Source organism: Terriglobus roseus DSM 18391, from assembly GCF_000265425.1.
GTDB classification, from domain to species: Bacteria; Acidobacteriota; Terriglobia; order Terriglobales; family Acidobacteriaceae; genus Terriglobus; species Terriglobus roseus.
Genome location: NC_018014.1, coordinates 3727397 through 3749377, shown reverse-complemented (window position 1 = coordinate 3749377; position 21981 = coordinate 3727397). Strand labels below are relative to the sequence as shown.

Here is a 21981-nt window from a genome sequence, read left to right as displayed (position 1 = left end):
CCCGCTGGGCGAGATGCATCATGCATCGCGACGGTCAGGCTCCTCAGTTTCTGCGCGAATGGTTCTCGTCAGAATCGAAGAAAGCATTCTTCATTGGAGGCGCCGGTTTCGATCCGCGCTCGACGGCAGTGGCGCGCTTCTTGAAGCACTTAGCCAAGTGTGCGATCACGGGAATTCTTATCAGAGAGCATCGACCGCTGGCCCCTGCTCATCTTCTTGCCGGAGCTGAGAAAAACATCGCAGAGTTGCTTCAATTGATCCCCAATCTGCAGATTCGGGACATAGATATTTTTGCTGACAACGATCTTGCGCTTGTTGGAGGCCGCCAAGCAGCGAAAATCGCTAAAGCTATCGATTGGGAGAATGCTACAGATATCGTCGTGGATTGCAGCGCACTTTCCCGCGGCGTTATTTTTCCTCTAGTGCGTTCGATTCTCGAAATTTCGAGCACTCCTGTGAACCTTCACCTACTCGTGATTGATAACGCAAGCCTTGATGACGGGATCGTAGCGGAGCCAGCGGAGCGCGCTTCTACGATGCACGGGTTTCGAGGTAGGCTAGGACTCGAAAGCAGCCAGCATTCTGCTGTTCTTTGGCTTCCTCAGCTTGTGCCAGGTCATAAAGACTCTCTCTCGAAGATTCATTCAAGCTTGGAGCCAAAGCCACACGACATATGTCCAATCCTGCCTTTTCCTTCGCGCGACCTACGGAAGCCCGAGCTGTTGATCACAGAATACTCAGTGGAGCTGGAAAGTACTTGGGGCGTCGATCCGAGGAACGTGGTCTTCGCGTCGGAATCAAACCCCCTCGATCTCTACCGTTCCATCCTCCGAATCGACGATGAGAGAGGTCAGGTGTTCAAGGAGACGGGCGGCTCTTTGCTTGTGCTTTCACCGATCGGGAGCAAGCTGCTTTCACTGGGCGCCCTAATGGCGGCAATCGAACGCGACTTTCCCGTCGTTTACGTAGAAGCGCTAAACTACAAATTCACACCGAGCGTCGCGAATCAAGAGTTCGCGGGAGATCGGCTCGTCCACCTTTGGCTGGAGGGAGAAGCATATGGCGCCGCGAACGCGAAAGTCTAAGAAGATCGCTGGGATAGGCCTGATAGCGCTTGATCTTCTTGTCCCAGAGGGCCAGGAGCACCCCCGTCCGTCCGCTGGCGGAACTTGTGGTAATGTTCTTGCCATTCTGGCCACGTTGGGTTGGAATGCAACACCGATCGGCCGCCTCCAACGGGACGAGAGTTCAGATCTCATTGCGAAAGACCTTCAAGCCTGGGGTGTCAAGCTTCCGTTGCTTAACATCAGCCCGACTGCCGCCGCTCCGGTCATAGTGGAGCGCTTGCGGTTAGATTCCGCAGGCATCCCCTTCCACTCATTTTCGTTCGCCTGCCCATTCTGCGGGGAACGGTTGCCTTCGTACCAGCCTGTGACCATTTCTTCATTACAGGAACATATGCCAGCGATCCTTACGAGCGATGTTCTGTTCGTAGATCGAGCATCTCCTGGTGCGGTAGAAGTTGCTAATCGATTCCATGACGCTGGCAAGATTGTGGTCTTCGAACCATCGACGAGCAAGATCGATCATTTGTTCTACAAGATGCTGGCCGTCTCGAATATCGTAAAGTACTCCCATGAACGCTTCCCTGAATTGGAGGAGACCTACTGGCCTGCAGTTCGTATGCTAGAACTCCAAACACTGGGCCGTGGTGGACTGCGGTTCCGATACAAGCAGAAGGATTCACCAAGTTCTTGGTATCATCTGCATGCCCCAAAGCGCGACACTGTGGTGGACACGTGTGGTGCCGGCGACTGGGCAACCGCAGGGCTCGTTGAACTCACCTGCCAGAACGGGCTGTCAGGGTTGCAGGCGTTGACGAAAGCAAAAGTGCTTGAAGCTCTCGCATTCGCCCAGAAGCTGGGCAGCTGGAACTGCGGCTTCGCCGGTGCTCGAGGGGCCATGTATGCAATGTCGAAGCCCGAGCTGCTCCGAGAGATCAGGGCACTAGCTCCGTCCCAAACATTAACTATGCCGACGATGGACATGCCACGGGCCCATTTAGATGGGACCCGGGCGTGCCGGATCTGCAACGAGAATGAAGCTTCTGTGCGTAGACGAGGCTGAAATCGTGCTGCGGCTGGTATGCGTCCTGTGCGCCAAAGTCATCAGACTGACGGAATCGCCTTGACCACCCGATAGCCAATGGGATAACGCGGCAGCCGTTCGCCGGTAAGCACTGGCCCGGTCCCTGCTGACGATCTCTGCTCCAGGATGCTGTTCCAACCAGCGCGCAACGGTCCCGGCCTCACGATCCGGTAGCAGGTCGATGACTCTTCGCTGCTTCAGATCTGTAGCGTGAGGTGCTGGGTTGTCGGAAGTTTGTGGCGCTCTCTGTCGCAGGCTGAAGGGGAATGGATCGCCGCTGAGCGCGTGAATGCGTGATCAGAGGCGTTCAAAGCCTATGCCGGACTCGTTAGCCAGGCATGAAGCTGCAGTGGAAGCGACAAATAGCACCTCAATTTCGCGACAGAGAATTCCTCAAACTACAATTGGCAGCTTGCGATGCCGGTAACGTCTTGGCAGCCGATGAGGGAGACGCTGGACCGTGAAAAGCGAGAACGGGCGTGGAGAGCCACGGACTGGTTCAATGCGACCCTCGGGCTCAATACCATCCGCATTCTCGGTGCCGTTTCAAAGGAGGCGGCCTGGAAGCTCAGAGCGGAGCATCGCTTGCCGAGATGGACAACTCGGTGGGATGAACTCTCTAAAAGCCCGTGCCAAATGAGTCATAGCCGAAGAAACAGTTAATGTGACACGATTGAAGCGTTGAGAAACGGAGTTTGCGATGAACTCCGGTACCCACCCTGTAGCACGAGAGCAGAGGAGAAACAGTGTTAACGCCTAAACGTCTCAACGCTTCCAGCCGAAGCCATCTCTTCCTCCAATCGTGATGAATGTTCCTTTCAGCCAGTCTCAGACTCTTCCGGAGATCGGGCAAATCGTCCATGTTCGTCAACGGCTCTATCTTGTAGAACAGGTAATCGGCCCGCCAGCACAAGATGAAGCCACTCTTGTAAAGATGTCGTGCGTTGATGACGACGCTCAGGGACAATTGCTGAACGTCCTCTGGGAGAACGAACTAGATGCTGAGATACGGAGTGCTGAGAACTGGTCGCAAATAGCTGATCGAGGTTTTGATCCGGCCCCCCGCTTCGCGGCATACCTTAATACGTTGCGGTGGAACTGCGTCACTTCGACCGATCCAAGGCTCCTGCAATCCCCCTTTAGGGCCGGGATCACATTAGACCCGTACCAATTGGAACCGCTTCGGAAAGCTCTACGTTTGCCAAGGGTCAACCTATTCATAGCGGACGACGTGGGACTCGGCAAGACGATTGAGGCTGGACTGATTGCACGTGAACTGCTTCTGCGAAAGAAAATAAGGGAGATAGTCGTCAGTTGTCCCCCTTCGATGCTGCTGCAATGGCAGGAAGAATTGGCCTCCAGGTTCGGTCTTCAGTTCGAGATCCTCGACAAAGAGTATGTCCAGAAAGTCCGAAGGGAGCGGGGATTCAGTGTCAATCCCTGGTCTACACACTCTCGTTTTCTCATTTCCCACCGTCTGCTCATTGACGAGGCGTACACGGCAAGCCTCCGTGACTGGCTCGGGACCTTTCGGCCTGGGACAATGCTCATACTTGACGAAGCGCATCATGCGGCGCCTGCTGGCGGGCAGAAATATGCCATCGACTCTCAAACTACCCACGCAGTTCGGGCTCTCGCGCCGTGTTTCGAACACCGGTTGTTCCTTTCCGCTACACCGCACAACGGGCATTCAAACAGTTTCTCGGCACTTCTGGAGATCCTCGATCCTCAGCGTTTTTGCCGTGGAGTGAAGGTCACAAAGCAGAATCGCGAAGACGTCATGGTGAGGAGGATCAAAGAAGACCTTCGAGAGATCCAAGGAGGCTTTCCAAAGCGGATCGTTGATCAAATCACGCTCCGTGACCTGCCCCTCGATACTCCAGAACTCCGACTCGCAGCTCTCCTTTCGGAATACCAAGAGGCCCGAGAGGCACGCCTTGTGAATCACACCAAGAAGGCGCAAGCAGCGTCCGGACTTCTCATTTGCGGGTTGCAGCAAAGACTTTTCTCCTCTATCGAAGCATTCGCGCGGACGCTTAAGGTCCATCAGCGGACTGTGGAGAAGCAGCGGAAGAACCTAATGCCGACCTCAAACCCTGGGCGGAGTGATCTTGACCTGCTGAAAGGCGGAGTCAGTAGCGACGACGAAAGGGCACTCGTCAACGGACCGGATCTCGCGGCTGAAGAGGAGTTGCAATTCGAGAAAGCGACTGCCGCTGTTCTCCCGGCTCAGGAGGACTCGCGCGAACAAGATCTTCTCAGACAGATGTCAGAGTTGGCCGAAGCGCACAGGTTCGTTCCAGACGCCCGAGTTAAGACGCTGATCGAATGGATAAGGTCGAAGATGTGTTCACGGCGAATTTGGAACCGAACACGAATCATCATCTTCACCGAGTATGAAGACACACTTCGTTACCTAGAGCAATCGCTCCGTGCGGCAATCGCAGATACCGACGATCCCCTCCCGCGTATCAGAACCTTCCGAGGCTCAACTCCAAGCGATGAGCGCGATCAAATCAAGAAAGCGTTCAATGCGGACCCCGACACTCACCCGGTCCGGATTCTGATCGCTACCGATGCTGCCCGTGAGGGGTTGAACCTCCAGGCACATTGCAGTCACCTGTTTCACTTCGATGTCCCGTGGAATCCGAGCAGAATGGAGCAACGGAACGGCCGCATCGACCGCAAGTTGCAGCCGGCGTCGGAGGTCTATTGCTACTACTTTGTATACGAGCAGCGTCCCGAAGACCGCATCCTTGAAACGGTCGTCCGAAAGACGAAGACGATCCGAGAGGAACTCGGCAGTCTCTCGCAGGTCATCGATGACGAGTTGGACGAACTCCTGAAGCATGGCATAAGGCGCAGAGAAATCGATCAGCTCGAACGCGAGATCGAATCAGCTCAACTCGACGATGAGAAGTCGGGGAACATCAATGAAGAGCTTGAATCAACCAGGGAACGCCAAAACGAGCTGCGGGTATCAATCGACCAACTCCGGTCAATGATGGAGCGTTCGCAAAGAGAAGTGGGTCTCGATGAGGACCATTTCCGAGCGGCCATATCCTGCGCCCTGGAATTGTTGAACGCACCGCCGCTGGTTGCGACCGGCAATGGGAAATTCGTCTTGCCGAAATTGGACGATACCCAATCCTCCTGGGCTGAGACGATGGATAGCCTCCGCATACCCAAACCTCGCGATCAACGGCTTTTTGAATGGCGTCGAACCTCTCCGATTCGTCCCATCGTCTTTGAAGATCCGGGGATTGTGACCGACGAAGTCGTTCAGCTTCATCTTGAACAGAGAGTGGTTCAGCGTCTTCTTGGTCGATTCCTCTCACAGGGGTTCGTTCACCATGACCTCTCGCGAGCATGTCTAGCGCAGACGCGCGATGCGATCCCTCGTGTCCTGCTGCTTGGTCGTCTCGCTCTTTACGGACCGGGTGCGGCGCGTCTCCACGAAGAAATCATTGTCGTCACTGCGCGATGGACCGATCCCGCCATTCGGAAATCGCCACTCTTGCCCTATGCACGAGAGGCGGAACTGAAGACGATGGATCTCCTGGAGAAGGCTCTTCTCTCAAGCGGCACTCCCAACGAAACTATCGAAGCGACTCTGCGGCACGCTGTCAGCCGCGACATCAACGAATTGCTTCCTCATCTCCAGGAACGCGGACTGGAGTACGCCAAGGAGGCTACCGAGAAGTTGTCCAAACGTGGCGAAGATGAGTCACGCCAAATGCGGACTCTGTTGGAGTCACAGAAAAAGCACATCTTGGAGAAAAAGCTGGAGGACAGCCAGCGCGTGCTGAAGTTTGGAGACGAAGAGTTGCGGCAGTTGAACGCAGACCGTCGCCACTGGAACAGTCGTCTCGATAAGCTGGAGAGCGAGTTAAAGGACGAACCCGACAGGATCAAAGACATCTATCGGATTCGGAGTGCGCCGCGTATCGAGCCGGTCGGCATCGTCTATCTCTGGCCTGCTTCGGAAGGGGGACACTGATGGCTTACGATGCAACAGCAGTCTCTCATCAGGAATGGCTCGGGTATGTGCAGCCGGTCGGTGTGGTCGTCTCAACTCCAGCACTGCTGGAAGCGGGAGCCGCGATCAACCGAAACTTCGTACCACTGTATAAGGAATTCCTGGCAGTCCTTCCTCAGGAGTCCGATGGCACCCCTATTCTCAAATTGACGGATTTTCCAAAGTTCGCAACCGGTGTCCTTGGATGGCGACCTCAGGATTTAGAGGGTCCGGACGAATCTCTCACGATTGCAGTTCCCGGATACGAAGAGATCCTTCACCCCGACTATGTCGTTAAGGATGCCGGCTGCCTACTTTTGCTGGTCTGCAAGACAGGTGCGGACTTCGACACAGTGCCGCCGCCGGAGCCGAGGCATTGGCACGCCTCGCCGCAGGCCAAATTCGAGCGGCTATTGAGGGAAACCGGCGTTCCGTCGGGCTTGCTTGTCAGTCCAGATGCGATTCGGCTGGTCTACGCTCCCAAGGGCGAATCCAGCGGACACATTACTTTCAAGATTGCCGACATGGCTCAGGTTGCGGGCCGTCCGATCCTTGCCGCTCTCCATATGCTTCTCTCGGCTGAGAGGCTGTTTACTCTTGCCCAGGATCAACGCCTGCCAGCGCTGCTCATCGCCAGCCGGAAGCACCAGAACGTCGTCTCGAACAAGCTCTCCGGACAAGTTATGGAGGCGCTGTTCGACCTGTTGCGCGGCTTCCAGTCCGCACACGATCAGACCGGCGTTCTCACTGAGGTGCTCCGCGACGATCCGAACCAGGTCTACGCCGGCCTTCTCACCGTCTTGCTTCGTCTCGTCTTCATCCTGTATGCCGAGGACCGTGACCTTCTCTCGTCGGACGAGACCTTCATCAACAGTTATTCCGTGGGTGGATTGTTTGAGCGTCTGCGAGAGGACGAGGCACATCATCCAGACACGATGGACCAGCGGTACGGTGCATGGGCAAGGCTCGTTGTGCTTTTCCGGCTTATCTATAAAGGCGCTCGGCACGCCAAGCTTAACATTCCCGGTCGCAAGGGATACCTCTTCGATCCAGACCGCTATCCGTTTCTCGAAGGCCGTCCAAATGCGAAGACAGAAGAGATACAGATGCCGCGAGTTCCGGATGGCGTCCTGTATCGCGTTCTGAGGCAGCTCCTTATTCTCGACGGAGAACGCCTCAGCTATCGGAATCTCGATGTGGAACAGATTGGCAGTGTCTACGAAGCCATGATGGGATTCGAGCTGCACGTCGCTAAAGGGCCGTCTATCGCGTTGAAGCCGAAGAAGCGAAACGGCGCACCGATCACCATCAACCTCGCTGAAGCTCTCGCAGTTGTAGGATCTAAGCGGAATGACTGGCTCAAGAAAGAGGCCGATCAGAAGCTGACCGGGCAAGCGGAACGGGCCCTCAAAGAGGCAAGTTCCATCGATGACCTCATGGCCGCCCTTGATAGGCGGATCGCGAAAAATGTGACGCCGACCATCGTTCCAGCAGAGGCCATGATCTTCCAGCCGTCGGCAGAACGGCGGCGTAGCGGCTCGCACTACACTCCAAGGTCGCTGACCCAACCCATCGTCGAGGCGGCGCTGGCTCCCGTGCTCAAGAATCTCGGAGAGAATCCGAAGCCGGAGCAGATTCTCGCTCTCAAAGTCTGCGACCCTGCGATGGGCTCTGGGGCGTTCCTCGTGGAGGCTTGCCGTCAGCTTGGAGATGCATTGGTCGCCGCGTGGGATCGCCACGACCAGACTCCTATCCCTCCTCACTTGCCGCCCGACGAAGATGTAGTGCTCCACGCCCGCAGGCTGGTCGCTCAACGCTGCCTATATGGAGTGGACAGGAATGTCATGGCGGTTGATCTCGCCAAGCTCTCGCTTTGGCTTGCGACCTTAGCGCGCGATCATGAATTTACATTCCTTGACCACAGCCTTCGCCATGGCGACTCCCTAGTGGGCTATTCCGCGAAACAGTCCGCCGCGTTTCACTGGGAGCCGCCGGCCAAGGAAACGTTCATCCTCGAGCGCGTCCGGCGGGACATCGCGTCCGTCGCTGAAGGGCGGCGGAAGATTCTCAATGCGCAGGATGGTACGCCCTACGCCCAGCTCTCGCAGGAACTTGGTAAGGTTGAAGAGAAGCTTCAGATCGCTCGAAATCTCGGTGACGTTCTGGTTTCGGCATTCTTTAGCGGCAAGAATGCCCGGACTCGTGAGAACGCACGACAAGTTTTCCTTCACGATGTCGATTTGGCCTTTGGCAATAGACCGGATACCAAGGCGGGACTTCGCTTAGACAGTGTAGGAGCCCAGTTACGCGCGCGCGCAAAGCCCGTTACCCCGTTTCACTGGGAATTAGAGTTCCCGGAGGTCTTTGCGCTTGACCGGGATCTACGAGCCGAGCGTGGTTTCAACGCGATTGTCGGTAATCCGCCTTTCTACGGTGGAACCAAGATTTCTGAAGGTCACGGGATGGATTATTTTGCGTGGCTGACAGGCAATTACGCCCCAGCAGGGCATCTATGCGATCTTGTTGGATACTTCTTCCGTCGCAGTTTTTCTCTGTTGAGAGAAGGTGGTTGCCTCGGGCTAATCGCAACAAACACCATTGCACAAGGCGACACAAGGGAAGGCTCTCTTTTACCCATCCTTCGGTCGGGCGGGTCCATATATGCTGCGCAGGTTAGGTTGAGGTGGCCCGGGGAAGCCGCGGTCATCGTAAGCCGTCTTCATGTTGCTAAAGCTTTCGCCGTGAATCCGGTCCTCCTCAATGGCTCACCAGTTGACCGGATAAGCGCCTTCTTGATTGCCGGTGACGTTGATGAGAGTCCTGAACGACTAGTTGGATCACCGTATTTCTCCTTGGGAAGCAAGATCTATGGCCAAGGCTTTCTCTTCGACGACAAAGACCCTGAGGCGAATCCCGACGCACTTAGACTCGAAGTCATCAGAGCCAATCCAGAGTGCGCTTCTCGCATATTTCCGTATATCGGTGGCGAAGACCTAAACAGCAGCCCGACTCAAGTAGCGCCCCGATATGTAATTTTCTTGAGCGATATCAAGTCAGAGACGGAGCTGGCGCCTTGGCCGGAACTTGAAGCGATCGTGAGGAGGCGGGTAAAGCCAGGCCGGGATGTGCTTGGAGACAACCCGAACAACGTCCCTCTAAAGCGGTTGTGGTGGGCATATCAGGCACACCGGCCCGAACTTTACGAACGGATCAAATCGGCCTCCAAGGTTCTCGCGAATTCGAGCGTCAGCGGTCATCTGAGCTTTGCATTCTTGCCGACGAACTACATCTACTCACAAAAGCTCACAGTTTTCGACATCAGTAGTTTCCCGGCCTTTTGCGTTATGCAGTCGCGTGTGCACGAGATTTGGGCTCGCTTTCTTAGCTCAACTCTCAAAGATGATCTTTCATATTCACCATCGGACTGCTTCGAAACATTTCCATTTCCGCAAGACTACGAGGTCAACATGGAGTTGGAGCAAGCTGGCCGTAGGTATTATGACTTTCGAGCTAAACTTATGTTCGAAAAAGATGAAGGTTTAACCAAGACATACAATCGTTTTCACCGTCCAGACGAACGCTCTCCAGAAATTGTGGAATTGCGTCACCTGCATGAGCGGATGGATGAAGCTGTGATCCGCGCGTATCGTTGGGACGAGCTTCTGTTGACGTGTGAGTTCTTCCCCGAGTTTGACGAGGAGGACAATGATGACTCCTCGCAACCATCGCGACCACGTCCGGCCAAGTATCGTTTGCGTTGGCCGGAGAAGCTTCACGATGATGTTCTGGCGCGCCTGTTGTCGCTCAACGTCGAAAGAGCCACTATCCAAGGCTCGAAAGTAAACCTCGCAACGGCTGGTCCGGTGCGCGTTCCGAGGAAACGCATCAAGGTAGACAAAATTGATGTGAGAGAACCTGCTTTGTTTGAGTAAAGGAACCAATGGCCGCAGAGACGACATCCGCCCAAGTACGAAGCAAACTCGTTGAAGCCCTTAAGCTTGACCTTGTAGGTCCTGAGACGGGCCTGGGCAACGAAGTGGAAGTATTGCCACAGTCGCCCTCCCGCTGGTATCTAACAGGATTCCTTGCGCCTCTTGACGCGCCACCCGAACAACGAAGCGATGCCGAGGCAGACGATGACCTCGATTCATCTGGTGAACCAGGAGGCGACGACGATAGCGAGCCGGAGCCAAGCGCCGCCGCAAAACAAAAGTATTTACCAAGCTCAATTGGCGTTAGCGTACTACTCCCTAAAGAAGCCAAGACTTTATCGGTGCGTGTCGCTTGGGGTGACTACAAGCTGAAGACCAGCGCGCCGGGCTCAGAAGAGTGGACAAGGGAACCGCGCGAAGAGACGCTAACTCTGGAACTCGCGGACAAACTCGAACACCCAATCGAGAAACGAGTGGCCAAAAGCGGTGACAAGCATGGCGGCCTCAGTATTGCGATGACGATTCTCCCAGTCGGAACATTTGGGGCTGAGGCCGGATTGAATGAAGGTGCCAAGACCATCTCAGTCTTCCTCGTCAACCGCAGAACTCCCAAGGGTGACGAGATTCGTGACGAAGCGTTCGCCTTTCAGAGCGAGTTGCACCTGAAAGCGGACCAACCCTTTCTAGAACGTCCTAATACCCGCGGACTCCTGTCTGACGATTGGGATGAGAATGTTGCAGACCTACAATATCGCGATGTTGGCGAGTATGCGGTTGGTCACAACGTGGCTGCTGCCGGCAATCCGCGAGAAGTCCGCACTTGTTGGATTCCCGAGGCACAAGTCGAGCGCGTTGCCCCCGCAAACATCGAAGGTGTTGCGCTCGGCATGGACGAACTCGGTTCACTTTTGGACGGAGCGGAAGCCCGCACAAAGCTGATGCCGCTCGTGGTCCATTATCGTGAGTGGATCGAAGCGCAGCGGGCCAAAGTTCCGACTTCACCTCCAAGGCGAGCCGTCACCGGCAAGAATCTGCTCGACCATGCCAGCGTTGCCGCTGATCGGATCGAGGGCGGCATATCTCTTTTGGCCGATGCCGAATGCCTCAAAGCATTCCGTCTTGCAAATCAGGCCATGGCTACCGCCGCCCGCCGTCGATTCGGTCCAATGCAGAACATGACGGTGGAGTCGGTTAAGCCACCGCAGTGGCGGCCTTTTCAGATTGCCTTCTTGCTGATGAATCTTCCGGGTATTGCAGAGCCAGAGAACAAAGACCGCAGGACGGTCGATCTCCTGTTCTTTCCGACAGGTGGCGGTAAGACAGAAGCCTACCTGGGGCTCGCCGCATTCAGCCTGATTCTGCGACGGCTGCGAAATCCTGGCATAACGGGAGCTGGCCTCTGCGTTCTTATGCGTTACACGCTACGGCTGCTGACTCTTGACCAACTCAGCCGCGCCGCCACTCTGATTTGTGCGCTGGAACTGCTGAGGGAAGCTGACACCACTCTAGGAGATTGGCCTTTCGAGATTGGGCTCTGGGTCGGACGCGCTGCGACCCCGAATGAGATGGGCAGCAAGGACCGTGACCATCCGGAGACAGCACGCCGCCGCACGATCGCATTCTGGAACGACAGCAGTAAGCCCTCTCCTGTGCCACTGGAAGAGTGCCCGTGGTGCGGAACCAAGTTTCAAAAAGAGTCCTTCAGACTGACCGCCAACGGGAGAGTCAATCGGGATTATCCGGAAAACCTACAGATTGGGTGCGTCAACCGCGACTGCGATTTTACCCGCGATCGCCCGCTTCCTATTGTGGCCGTTGATGAACCGATGTATCGACGCTTGCCCTGCTTCGTCATCGCGACCGTCGACAAATTTGCGGGTATGCCGTGGACCGGCAAGATTGCCGGATTCTTCGGCAGGGTGCAGCGTCACGATAAGTCCGGCTTCTACGGACCAATGGAGCCAACGAAAGGCAACTTCTTACCGGGTGGGCATCTCCTGCCGCCGGACTTGATTATTCAGGATGAACTCCATCTCATCTCCGGACCACTTGGCACGATGGTGGGACTCTACGAGACGGCTCTCGAAGAGCTCGCAGTTCGAGGAAGTGTGCGCCCGAAGATCGTCGCATCCACTGCAACCGTAAGGCGAGCAGACAGCCAGATTCAGGCCCTCTTCAATCGCGACCAGGTAGACATCTTCCCCCCGCCAGGACCGGACCGGCGTGACTCCTTTTTCGCCAGCACACTGAAACCGGAAGAAGGCAAGACCGACACAAATCCGCGTCTCTATGTGGGTATCGCCGCGCAGGGACGAAGCCCGAAGGTTGCAATGCTTCGGGTGTATTTAGCGCTCCTTGGCGCTGGACAACTCTCTTATCAAGATCTGAGGAAGACTTCGCCGAACCCAGCCGATCCCTACATGACGTTGGTCGGTTACTTCAATGCACTTCGTGAGCTAGGCGGCGCACGGCGGTTGATCGAAGACGAAATTCGAAATCGGCTAGAACGATACGGCTCCAGAAAGCGGGTTGGGGAAGCCGTTGGACTCTTCGCTGACCGCGAGATCGCTTATGAACCAGTCGAGCTTACGAGCCGTGTCGATACTTCGAAAGTATCTGAGGCAAAACGAAAACTTGGACTCTCCTTTGAGGAAAGGAATCACGCGGATGTGGCGATTGCGACCAACATGATTTCTGTTGGGCTGGATATCACTCGTCTTGGCTTGATGGTGGTGTTCGGTCAGCCGAAGACATCCGCCGAGTACATACAGGCCAGCAGTCGAGTGGGACGTGATCCTTCAAGACCAGGTCTCGTCGTTACGTTGTTGAACGTTCACAAGCCGCGCGATCGATCTCACTACGAACGGTTCTGCGCTTATCACGAGACCTTCTACAGGAGCGTCGAAGCAACGAGCGTCACGCCGTTCTCTCCGAGAGCGTTGGATCGCGGGTTGGCCGCATCGCTTGTGGCACTTTCCCGACTAGGTCTTGAGCTAATGACGCCGCCGCAAGGGGCGATGGAAGTTCAGAACCAACGTCATGCCCTGGAATCGGTAGTACAGAAATTTGCCGATCGAGCATTCAACCATAACAAGCTGAGCGCAGCAGATCGAGAGCGGTTACGGCAGACAGTTCGACAGCGCTGTGGCGATCTCTTGGATGAATGGGTGAAGGTTGTGCAAGATCAGAAGCAGGTCGGAGCTGGCCTTCAGTACAACCCGCATGAACATGGCGCCGGGGTGCCTCTGTTGCAGGATTTCCTTGATCCATCGCTCAAGAACCTTCCGGTTGGTAATTGGAAGATGAAGTTCAGAGCCAATCGCTCTCTGCGCAATGTCGAACCAAACGTGAACATGTGGGTACGAAGCCTTGAGGGCTTCGACCTGGACGAGGACTAATGAAAGCCCCACAACGAAAGAGACCGCAGGGCCAGCTTCGTCAGGGCCAGCTCATTACGACGTTCGGCCCGGGTGCAATGACTGACCTGCCAGAGCGTTCCGTTCTGATCGCTGGCTTGGAAGATTGGGTCGGCGAGCGCGAGCTCATCAGCGAACCCCGCCTAAGTGCAAAGATTGCAAATTTGCTTAAGATCCCTTCTGTCAGACTAGAAACGCCGCCATCAGCGGGGGACATCGAAGATCAACGGATAACGGGCGTAAGAGCTTATCGCTTTCCTGAATGGTTCGTTACCCAAGATGCGCCAGGCAAGGGACAAGATGAGTCGCGGCGCAGCCGTTATCTTGTACACGTCCGGGCTCTAGCGCGTGGAAACGCATTCATACATCCCGAAACGAGAAAACGGCTTTCTGTCGTTCCCGTGCGATTTGTGCGAGCCTGTCGGCTCGGTCACATAGGGGATATCGACTGGTATTTCTTCTTGCACGGGAATGAAAACACCTGTCGTAACCAAGGAAGGCTGCTTTACCTCGACGAACGCGGAACCAGTGGCGATCTATCAGAAATTTGGATTCGATGCTCATGCGGCAAGGCAGAGCGAAGCATGGCGCAAATAGCTCTTCAGAAAGCCGAAGTCTTCGGCCGCTGTGATGGTGCTCGCCCTTGGCTCGGCCCCGCAATGAAAGAGAAATGCGACGAGATGAATCGGCTGTTGGTACGGACCGCCTCAAATGCATACTTTCCTCAACGGATGAGCGTGATCTCACTTCCAGAGCGAGTGGAAACAGTTCGGGAAGCCGTCTCTGCAGTGTGGGACTTTCTTGAAACAGCAGAAGACGAAGGCGATGTTGCCAGGGAGCGACGGAAAGCAAAGGTCAAGGAGGCGTTAGAAGGCGTATCTGACGCAGAAGTTTGGGCCGAGATCCAAGTTCGACGCGCGCCGTCTCAGGTGCAAGAGAAATCGGTCAAGTATGCAGAACTTGAAACCTTGATTTCGGCAAACGAGGAGCTCGGGGAGGACCGGCCAGAGGGGGTCTTCTATGCGCGTGCTTTGCCTCAGAAGGAGTGGGATAAGCCGTGGTTGAAGGGGATTGAGAAAGTCATCTTAGTGCAACGACTCCGCGAGGTGATGGCGCTTGTGGGTTTCACCCGATTCGAAGCTGCAGCTCCCGATACAGATGGAGAGTTGGATATGGGCGTTCGTCGGGCCGATCTGGCGAGAAACGTCACTTGGGTTCCCGCTGTGGAGAATCGTGGCGAGGGAATATTCCTGTTATTCCGACGGAAAGCGATCGAAGATTGGCTTGCAAAGCCGTCTGTCATTGAACGTGCTGTTCAGCTTAGGAGAGGTTTCGATGCGTGGAAGGCCGAGCACAGCTCATCGAGCCGGAAGTTCGGAGGACCGGCGTACATCATGCTGCATTCATTTGCCCATTTGATGATCACCACAATTGCTCTTGAGTGCGGCTATCCAGCTAGTTCGATCAGAGAACGAATCTATGCGATCCCCGAGATTGGGTATGGAGTGCTGCTGTACACAGGCAGCTCAGATTCCGAGGGTACTCTTGGTGGACTGATCGAAGTCGGTCGTCGAATTGCCGACACGATTCATAACGCATTGGAGCTCGGAGCACTATGCTCAAACGATCCAGTTTGCTCCCAACATCTACCGGAGAACCCCCACGCGCGGAGCTTCCTTTTGGGTGCAGCCTGCCACGGATGTTTGCTGGTCGCTGAAACTAGCTGCGAACAACAAAATGATCTCCTTGATCGTTCACTCGTTGTACGAACCGTACAAGGTGCTGACTCCGAATTCTTTCACGAGCTTCCGAATTGAACGCGGGAGAAGTCTTAGCTCAACTCGGGAAGGGCGATTTGGCAAGCATTTCTGCAGCTCTGAAATCGAGGCGACTGACGTCGCCCTTCTCAGCTCCAGCTCTCGCCCGCCTCACCGGGGCGAGTATGGCACCTGCGGTCGCTGTCGCCTTGCAGCATATTGTCGATCTAGGTCTGAAACCAGAGAGTCTCGCTTTGTCGATTGATCTTCTTGCCCAGGCGTTAGAGCGGAGACCTTCGATCGAAGATGCTGCTCAGTTGGTGATGACAGCTCCCACGGAGCCGGCAGCTTATCACAGGGACACTCGAGTCGTAGTGACTGATCTCTTCAGGAGAACCGAGTACACCATGTTGGTAGCGGGGTACGCAGTACATCAGGGTAAGAAGATTTTCGAAGAGCTAGCGTCAAGAATGCGGCTAAAACCCTCGTTGCAAGTTCGCCTATTCCTCAATTTGAACTTACGTCCGGGAGATGTGTCGCATTCTGCCTCGGTTGCTCGTTTCTCACGAGAGTTTAAAACTCACCATTGGCCGACTGAACACCGACTCCCGGAGGTTTTCTTTGACCGTCGCGCCTTGACATTTACATCAGGTCCTTCAGTGGCGTTCCATGCTAAATGTGTGATCCGGGATGAAGTTGAACTATTTGTTTCCTCTGCAAACTTCACCGAAGCAGCTCAAAACCGGAACATTGAGATGGGGATACTCCTGCAATCCCACACGTTGGCCAAACAAGCCACAACCTTCTTTTCAGAACTCATTAACAATGGTGTTTGTGAGCGTTGTATCTGAACCGCCAATAGAAATAGCGTCATAGCGTCTGTACAGCTCAGTCGGATCTGTAGCTTCGATAATTACTTGGCGCTGTTCTCGGCGCTATCTGGCGGGCGGCTGCAGTTTGCCGCTCAGCTAGGCTTCGCCGTCGCAGAACATACGCCAGATAATGCTGAAAGTGACAGCTTGAGGTCCTAGGAAGGCCTTCCGAAGGCATTGAGGTTCCCTTCAGATAACTGTCCGATCCAGCTTAACAATTGCTCGAGACACTCAGTTTCTGAGTAAACGTCTGTTCGTAGAATTGGGCAGCTACAAACATCAGCAAGTTCTCGGTACTTCGCTAGATAGTGACGGTGACCATCGAGTGATCCCACGACCTCGGAACGAGCGCTGAGACGTTTGACAGTTGTTTCCAGGTCAGCCCAGCAGACGATGGTTGGAATGTGAACCGCCCACTTCTGGCGAAACGACGCCATGTGTTTTGCATCAAGAAGAGAAGCAACCGTTAGCCATGCTCGATCGAATACAAGCGGGACACCAATATCGTATGAATCGCCTGCGAGGTTTAAAGCCTCGTTGCCCACCGATATGATGTCCGAGGAGTTATTTGCCTCGGCAGCCTTCATAAGACCAGCACCCAGCCTGCCCTGAAATGGACGTAGATGGATTCCGCCGATACGTGCGGCAAGGGACCGCGATAAGGTCGTTTTTCCCGAACCGTCATGCCCGTCTAATGCAATGATCAGAGCCACTTAGTCCTTGTATGGATGAAGCTTGATCTTTCCTTCGAGGTCGCATAGTTCTACCCAATAATGACGTGCGACGCCCTCGGCGAGAAGTCTCTTAGCCTCACCGCGAAGTTCAAGTTGACCGTTACGAGAAATCCGGAAGCCCCCGGTCGAACCGGCTTGCATCAGTACAACGGTGCGGTCAGCGACAGCTACTGTTACTCTACCGCCCGCGCCGTCAACCATTTTGAGGGATCTACGAACGGCAGCGGGTAGCGATATAAGGCCACCGGGCGATATCTTAAGACGCCGGTTCTGAATTGTTGATGCTGAAGAAGGGTCAGTTATATTGTCAGGCATTTTTACTTATCTCCTGCGGCCGGAGTCGATTGCTTTGCACGAAAAACCATCTCGTAAAGCTTTTCATATCGGGCTAGCACCTCTTCAGGTTCGCCACCTGACCGCCAATGATCTTTGTCAAGAGCTTCGGAGTCGGCAGAGGCCCTATTTCGGACCCGCATGCAATCGGGGCTGATTTCTCCATATAGTACGCTCCCTGTGCGATCTATGAAAAAACAAATATCGATGAGCTGCAAGCCGGCACGAAGGAAGCGACGCTCAATCCATTGGAAGGCATCACAGGCCAGAAGTTTTGCCTTTGGAACGTCATCAATCCAAAGAGCAGCGTAGTCATCCGAAAGCGGTTCATCAGCAAGACGGCTCCCATCCTCCGCTACCATCGGATTGCGCCAGTCAAAACAAACTACAGGAGCGGCAAAGCGAGTCCAGCGGGAAATTGGCTCCCCGAGCAACGCAGAGCGATGCCGATCTGTGTATCTGTATCGGTGAACCGGGGAGCCAACATGAAATCGTTTGACGCGAACCTCTAAGTTGCACGTTTCAACAAGCTCCTCGGCCATCAAGGGACCAGACGGCGTCTCAATTAGCCCAAGGAATGCCGAAGATAGATGCACTGAGCCGGGCTCACAAGCCATCGACCTGAAAAGCTTTGCAGAAAAACGGGACCGTACGATTTCGGTACCAGGTGCAATACCGTAACGATTTGACGTGAACGAATATACTGTCGGGCGCAGTCTCGCTAGCGCGATGCGTGGAGTAAGCAATCGGATTTCTTTGCTATCTCCATTGACCAGTAGTGTTAAATCTTCGAACCGAAAGCGCAAGCACTTCAATACTTGCTCAAGCATCGAGAACTCTTCTGATCGTATGTCTACTCTGATTGGTTCTCCGTTAGGACCTCGGAGAGACAAAACATTCGCACTTGACTCGCCGTCGGGGGTCACGGTCAGCGCTAAGTCGTCACACACATCCAAGAGATATTCCAACTCGGTACTTCCTGTCGCAGTCTTCAACGATGGCCTCCGGGTCCCGAATCTAAGCGTCGATCAACAGCTGACTCAACCAGATTTACCTCCCTATTCATAACTTCCATCACGCGTCCAGTAGCGAGGGAAGAGGAAGCCAGCGCGTAGCCGGGCTGCGAAACAGCGCGTTCGCGCTCGAGCGCTGTGTCGAATCCTACGTTGGTTTGAAGCCACTCAAGAACGATTTCTTTCGGCAAATCTCGTCCGATAGATCCGAACGTGCCCTTGGCAACGTTTGCCGGAATCTTCACGAAGTAATCATATAGATTTTTTCTGTCATCAACAGGTGCTCGGATTTGGTCCGCCGCACGGCTGAGCATGCCTAGCTGTTGACGTCGGCGTACATATGCAAAGCTGAAATTCCGCGCAAGGAGCGTCGACTGGGATTTATAAACTATCGGTACCTCTCCCCAAAGGCATAGACAAATATTAGACAGGTTGTCTCCTGACAAGGACTGCATAGCGAGGAATTCATCAGGCGAATACACTCCCATGTTCAGTTCTTTCCCGTACCAGTTGGGCGATGTTCCAGCAAGCTTCCGGAGCAGTGTCTCAGGTTCATCAGTAACGGCAATAATATCGTAGTCTGAATATGAGGCACTGGTGGTGCTTGATCCATAAGCGACTAGACCATGTAGTTTCGGGCCGCAAGCGTAACGAAGCTCTTCGACAAAGCGAAACCTCTCTGCGATCTGAGGGGGTAGGGTGGCGCGGCCTAGCGTGACTATCTGCGGATCAGAAGATGCAAGAGCCTTGAAAGTTGCCATAAACGATTGACGGACACGCAGCAGCCGATCCACATCAAGGATTGCCAAATCTGATGCGAGCTCTCGGACCACATGATGCAAGCCGAGTGTGGCAAGTTCAGGAGCCACCCCATTGCTAGCTAGAGTCCCCGCTTCCCAGAGGTGATCGTATTTACTCTCGACTGTTCCTCTTGTATGTCTTGACTGGATCACCGCAGCCGAGAGGGTGACTCCGGCTAAGAAGACAACCGATTCTATCCAAAGCCGCTTTAGATTGATCCGCTCAAGCTCTTTATGCTCTGTCGACCAAGCGAGCCCGAATGGACCTTTTTCTTTTGAACGTGTCACTTCCGAGCTGACTGCGTCGAAAAACGCGGGATGGAATAGGGAGGACCATCGCACTACGGAAGGCGGTATGACCCTCGGGTTGGGGAGCCGGTTCGCGTTGGCCCATAATTGGCAAGATTGGAGCTGCTCGGCTGTTGGCTCATGTTTCAGCATTAGGTACGAGACGACGAACGGCTTGTTTCTCCACGTCGGGCTGCGCTCTACGACCCTGATATCAAAGCTACCTGGGTGACCTACTGTCTCCATCGTTCCTCCCCGAGCCGCTGTGGACTATCGTGGTCTTGATTTCGGACGGGTACGCCGGTGCGTCTCGCAACTCCGACCTCATAAAACTCTGCCCACACATACTTGTGTCGCGCCCGCCCCCTCTCGTCCCCGCAGTACACGCGAGCAAGTAGCAAACACCGACAAATATATGTCTTGACAGGTCTGGATCGAAACGATACCACAGGTACTCTGAGAATGAATGACACGTACGGCATTGCTTGGGGCTTTGTTGTACAGCTTGCAAGTTTCATCGACATCTGCACGAGTACCACAAGCAACGTGGGCGTCTTCCAGCTTGGTGTCATTCCAAAATCAAGTCGAAACACCATCCGGCAGGCACTAACACTTTTCCTAAACCTCTGTCGCGGGTGGTAGCATTCCCTTCCATGGACGAAATGAGCATCCCTTTCAATCCTCTCCGTGAAGATTTGTACACGCCTGACGCTCTTTTCGGCGCGTTCGACCCTGCTGACTCAACTTCCTACGAGCGTTGCGCAGACATCAAGATTCTCAGCTATTTCTGGCGAATGGGTACGAATCCCACTAAATTCACCGGGGCGGCCACCCTTGAAGCGCTTCACGACAACTCGATTTCGAGAGGAATCAGTCGATATATCGCCAAGTTCCCGAACGTTGTCGCGATCATGGGGGGACACGGTATGAAGCGGAATGATCCGGCCTATGCCGGTGTAGCGCACATAGCCTATGAACTGGCGAAGAGCGGATTTCTTCTCATAAGTGGGGGAGGACCTGGCGCAATGGAGGCGACACATCTTGGAGCCTTCCACTCGAACAAATCAGAAGCGGAACTAGACTCGGCTATCGCTTTGTTGGCAAAAGTGCCACAGCTGCCGTCGAACGTCGACAAACTTGTCGCTAAAGACGGATCCGGAAAGATTGACTCACAAATCTCATCGGCACTTCATGCTTGGCTCGCTCCAGCACTTTCCATCGTCAAGTCGATACCACTAGATGAGCAAGGGCTGAGTATAGGGATTCCTACGTGGTTGTATGGCTTCGAGCCAACTACGCCATTCGCGACGCTCAGTGGTAAATACTTTCAAAACAGCATCAGGGAAGATGGCTTAGTTACGATGGGCGTGAGCGGAATCATTTATGCAGAAGGAAGCGCCGGGACAATCCAAGAGATTTTCCAGGACGCCGCGCAGAATTACTACGGGGAGTTTTGCCCGATGATCTTCTTCAGTTCGCCGGCCGCTGATGGTCAGCACTACTGGGAGATTAAATATCCCGTACGCCCGCTCATTCAAGCGCTGCTCGACGTCAAGAAGGATTTTGCCACTAAGGTACTTTTCACAGAAGATGCAAATGCGGTTGTTTCTTTCTTAGAAAAATTGAGGCGAGTTTAGGCGCCATCTGAGAGCGGCTGGTGCGGACTCGTTTTCAGACGGGCCTTTAGCTGAACCTGTTGGCTAGGTGGAGATGGTGAGTGACTTTTGCTGCGTAGAAGATTGTACCGATCCTGCTGCAAACTCGGCGAGGACGCCGGTTTCCACGACGGCCGTCATTTCCACCGCGGTAGTTGCGATTGTTTCTTTGTAGTCGGTTCCATGAATCTGACGAGGCTGCTTCTTGTGTCCGCACTTTCGGTTCGTGCAAATGTCCTGCTGCGTTTTCACTGTTGCGAGTGCAGGGCCTAGGCTTTGTTGTCGGTGATCGCTGTATGGCTGACACGCTGGTCCTTCCTGAAACGCGGTAGGGAAGCAGGTGTGTCGTTTGTCTCTTTTAGGTGGTACGTTTCTGATCATGCTATTTGGCACACGAACCGTCCGGAGACTAATTGGCGAAAGCCTGCTGGGCGGTATCCGCCTTTGATTCTTTGCACTTACTGGACTCAGCAGACCCCGGGGCTGTCCGTAGCTTCAACTTCAAACAGTCAAGCCACGCTTGTTGGCTGTGATGGGATCAGACGCACGTTAATCATTCGATGCGTTTGGGGAAGCTAGCTTCAGAGGGAAGGTGCCTTACACCACTCATCCGTAAGCTGACTTTAACTTCACAGCCGAACGCTTGGCGACCGACGTTGCTCTCTTGAGCAACGCGTGGAAAGCTACGGAATGATCAGCCCTATGTGGGAATGGTCGAACGATTTGCACGTTCTTTCAAGACGTGTGGTTTGTAAAGGTTTGATGTAGCCGGTTCTGGGCGGTGGCGGGCCCAACCCGTGCTCTTCCAACTCGACTCCGGTCGCTCTGTGGAACTGCCACGCACCACGAACGACGAGCCGCTCGGGTTTCCCGATATCTGCAGCCTTACTGGCAGGCGCCGGCCAGCAGTCTGGCTACGATACCGCCCAGTTTAAACATTCCAGCCCTCTCCATCGAGCGCTCACGTCATCATCAACCTATGCAGCCGACTCCCGGAGACCGAAGCACCCTCTAC

The 21981-nt window shown here is 54.5% G+C and carries 13 protein-coding genes; 10 read left to right on the top strand and 3 right to left on the bottom strand.

The features are described 5' to 3' along the window. Positions 1-20: 20 nt before the first annotated feature. The 8 genes from TERRO_RS15225 to drmC all read left to right on the top strand — a co-directional run bounded on the left by TERRO_RS15225 (position 21) and on the right by drmC (position 16122). Complete coding sequence (locus TERRO_RS15225) at positions 21-1085, top strand: hypothetical protein (protein WP_041592633.1); 1065 nt, start codon at positions 21-23, stop codon at positions 1083-1085. Beyond that, complete coding sequence (locus TERRO_RS23230; protein ID WP_014786588.1) at positions 1060-2127, top strand: carbohydrate kinase family protein; 1068 nt, start codon at positions 1060-1062, stop codon at positions 2125-2127. The genes TERRO_RS15225 and TERRO_RS23230 overlap by 26 nt, the downstream gene beginning before the upstream one ends. Before the next feature lie 438 nt (positions 2128-2565). Continuing rightward, the gene (locus TERRO_RS23970) at positions 2566-2811 is read left to right on the top strand and encodes a DUF4113 domain-containing protein (protein WP_081490652.1); all 246 of its coding nucleotides are present in this window, start codon (positions 2566-2568) and stop codon (positions 2809-2811) included. 142 nt (positions 2812-2953) lie between these two features. After that, on the top strand, positions 2954-6148 hold the full coding sequence (gene drmD, locus TERRO_RS15215) for a DISARM system SNF2-like helicase DrmD (RefSeq protein WP_014786587.1): 3195 nt from the start codon (positions 2954-2956) through the stop codon (positions 6146-6148). Beyond that, complete coding sequence (locus TERRO_RS15210; RefSeq protein WP_014786586.1) at positions 6148-10098, top strand: Eco57I restriction-modification methylase domain-containing protein; 3951 nt, start codon at positions 6148-6150, stop codon at positions 10096-10098. Before drmD ends, TERRO_RS15210 begins: the two co-directional genes overlap by 1 nt. Before the next feature lie 8 nt (positions 10099-10106). Then, on the top strand, positions 10107-13496 hold the full coding sequence (gene drmA / locus TERRO_RS15205; protein WP_014786585.1) for a DISARM system helicase DrmA: 3390 nt from the start codon (positions 10107-10109) through the stop codon (positions 13494-13496). Next, on the top strand, positions 13496-15331 hold the full coding sequence (drmB, locus tag TERRO_RS15200; protein WP_014786584.1) for a DUF1998 domain-containing protein: 1836 nt from the start codon (positions 13496-13498) through the stop codon (positions 15329-15331). The genes drmA and drmB overlap by 1 nt, the downstream gene beginning before the upstream one ends. Continuing rightward, a complete protein-coding gene (drmC, locus tag TERRO_RS15195) occupies positions 15328-16122 on the top strand; it encodes a DISARM system phospholipase D-like protein DrmC (RefSeq protein WP_014786583.1) in 795 nt (264 codons plus the stop codon). Before drmB ends, drmC begins: the two co-directional genes overlap by 4 nt. Positions 16123-16298: 176 nt before the next feature. Here the strand turns inward: drmC and TERRO_RS22770 are convergent, their stop codons facing one another. Then, positions 16299-16856 (bottom strand): P-loop nucleotide/nucleoside kinase family protein, encoded by a 558-nt coding sequence (locus TERRO_RS22770; RefSeq protein WP_081490651.1) that lies wholly within the window; start codon positions 16854-16856, stop codon positions 16299-16301. 60 nt (positions 16857-16916) lie between these two features. Here TERRO_RS22770 and TERRO_RS23225 point away from each other — a divergent pair, with 60 nt between their 5' ends. Beyond that, positions 16917-17108: a hypothetical protein gene (locus tag TERRO_RS23225; protein ID WP_014786582.1), complete on the top strand. Its 192-nt coding sequence runs from the start codon at positions 16917-16919 to the stop codon at positions 17106-17108. An 86-nt stretch (positions 17109-17194) separates the two neighbouring features. Here TERRO_RS23225 and TERRO_RS23220 read toward each other — a convergent pair whose 3' ends face one another. Together TERRO_RS23220 and TERRO_RS15185 are read right to left on the bottom strand one after the other, a co-directional pair. Beyond that, positions 17195-18040, bottom strand: coding sequence for a phosphoribosylaminoimidazolesuccinocarboxamide synthase (locus TERRO_RS23220; RefSeq protein ID WP_157178387.1), 846 nt, complete (start codon positions 18038-18040; stop codon positions 17195-17197). 161 nt (positions 18041-18201) lie between these two features. Beyond that, on the bottom strand, positions 18202-19365 hold the full coding sequence (locus TERRO_RS15185) for a hypothetical protein (RefSeq protein WP_169315313.1): 1164 nt from the start codon (positions 19363-19365) through the stop codon (positions 18202-18204). A gap of 599 nt (positions 19366-19964) precedes the next feature. Here TERRO_RS15185 and TERRO_RS15180 point away from each other — a divergent pair. After that, positions 19965-20948 (top strand): LOG family protein, encoded by a 984-nt coding sequence (locus tag TERRO_RS15180; protein WP_014786578.1) that lies wholly within the window; start codon positions 19965-19967, stop codon positions 20946-20948. The last annotated feature ends 1033 nt before the right edge of the window (positions 20949-21981 follow it).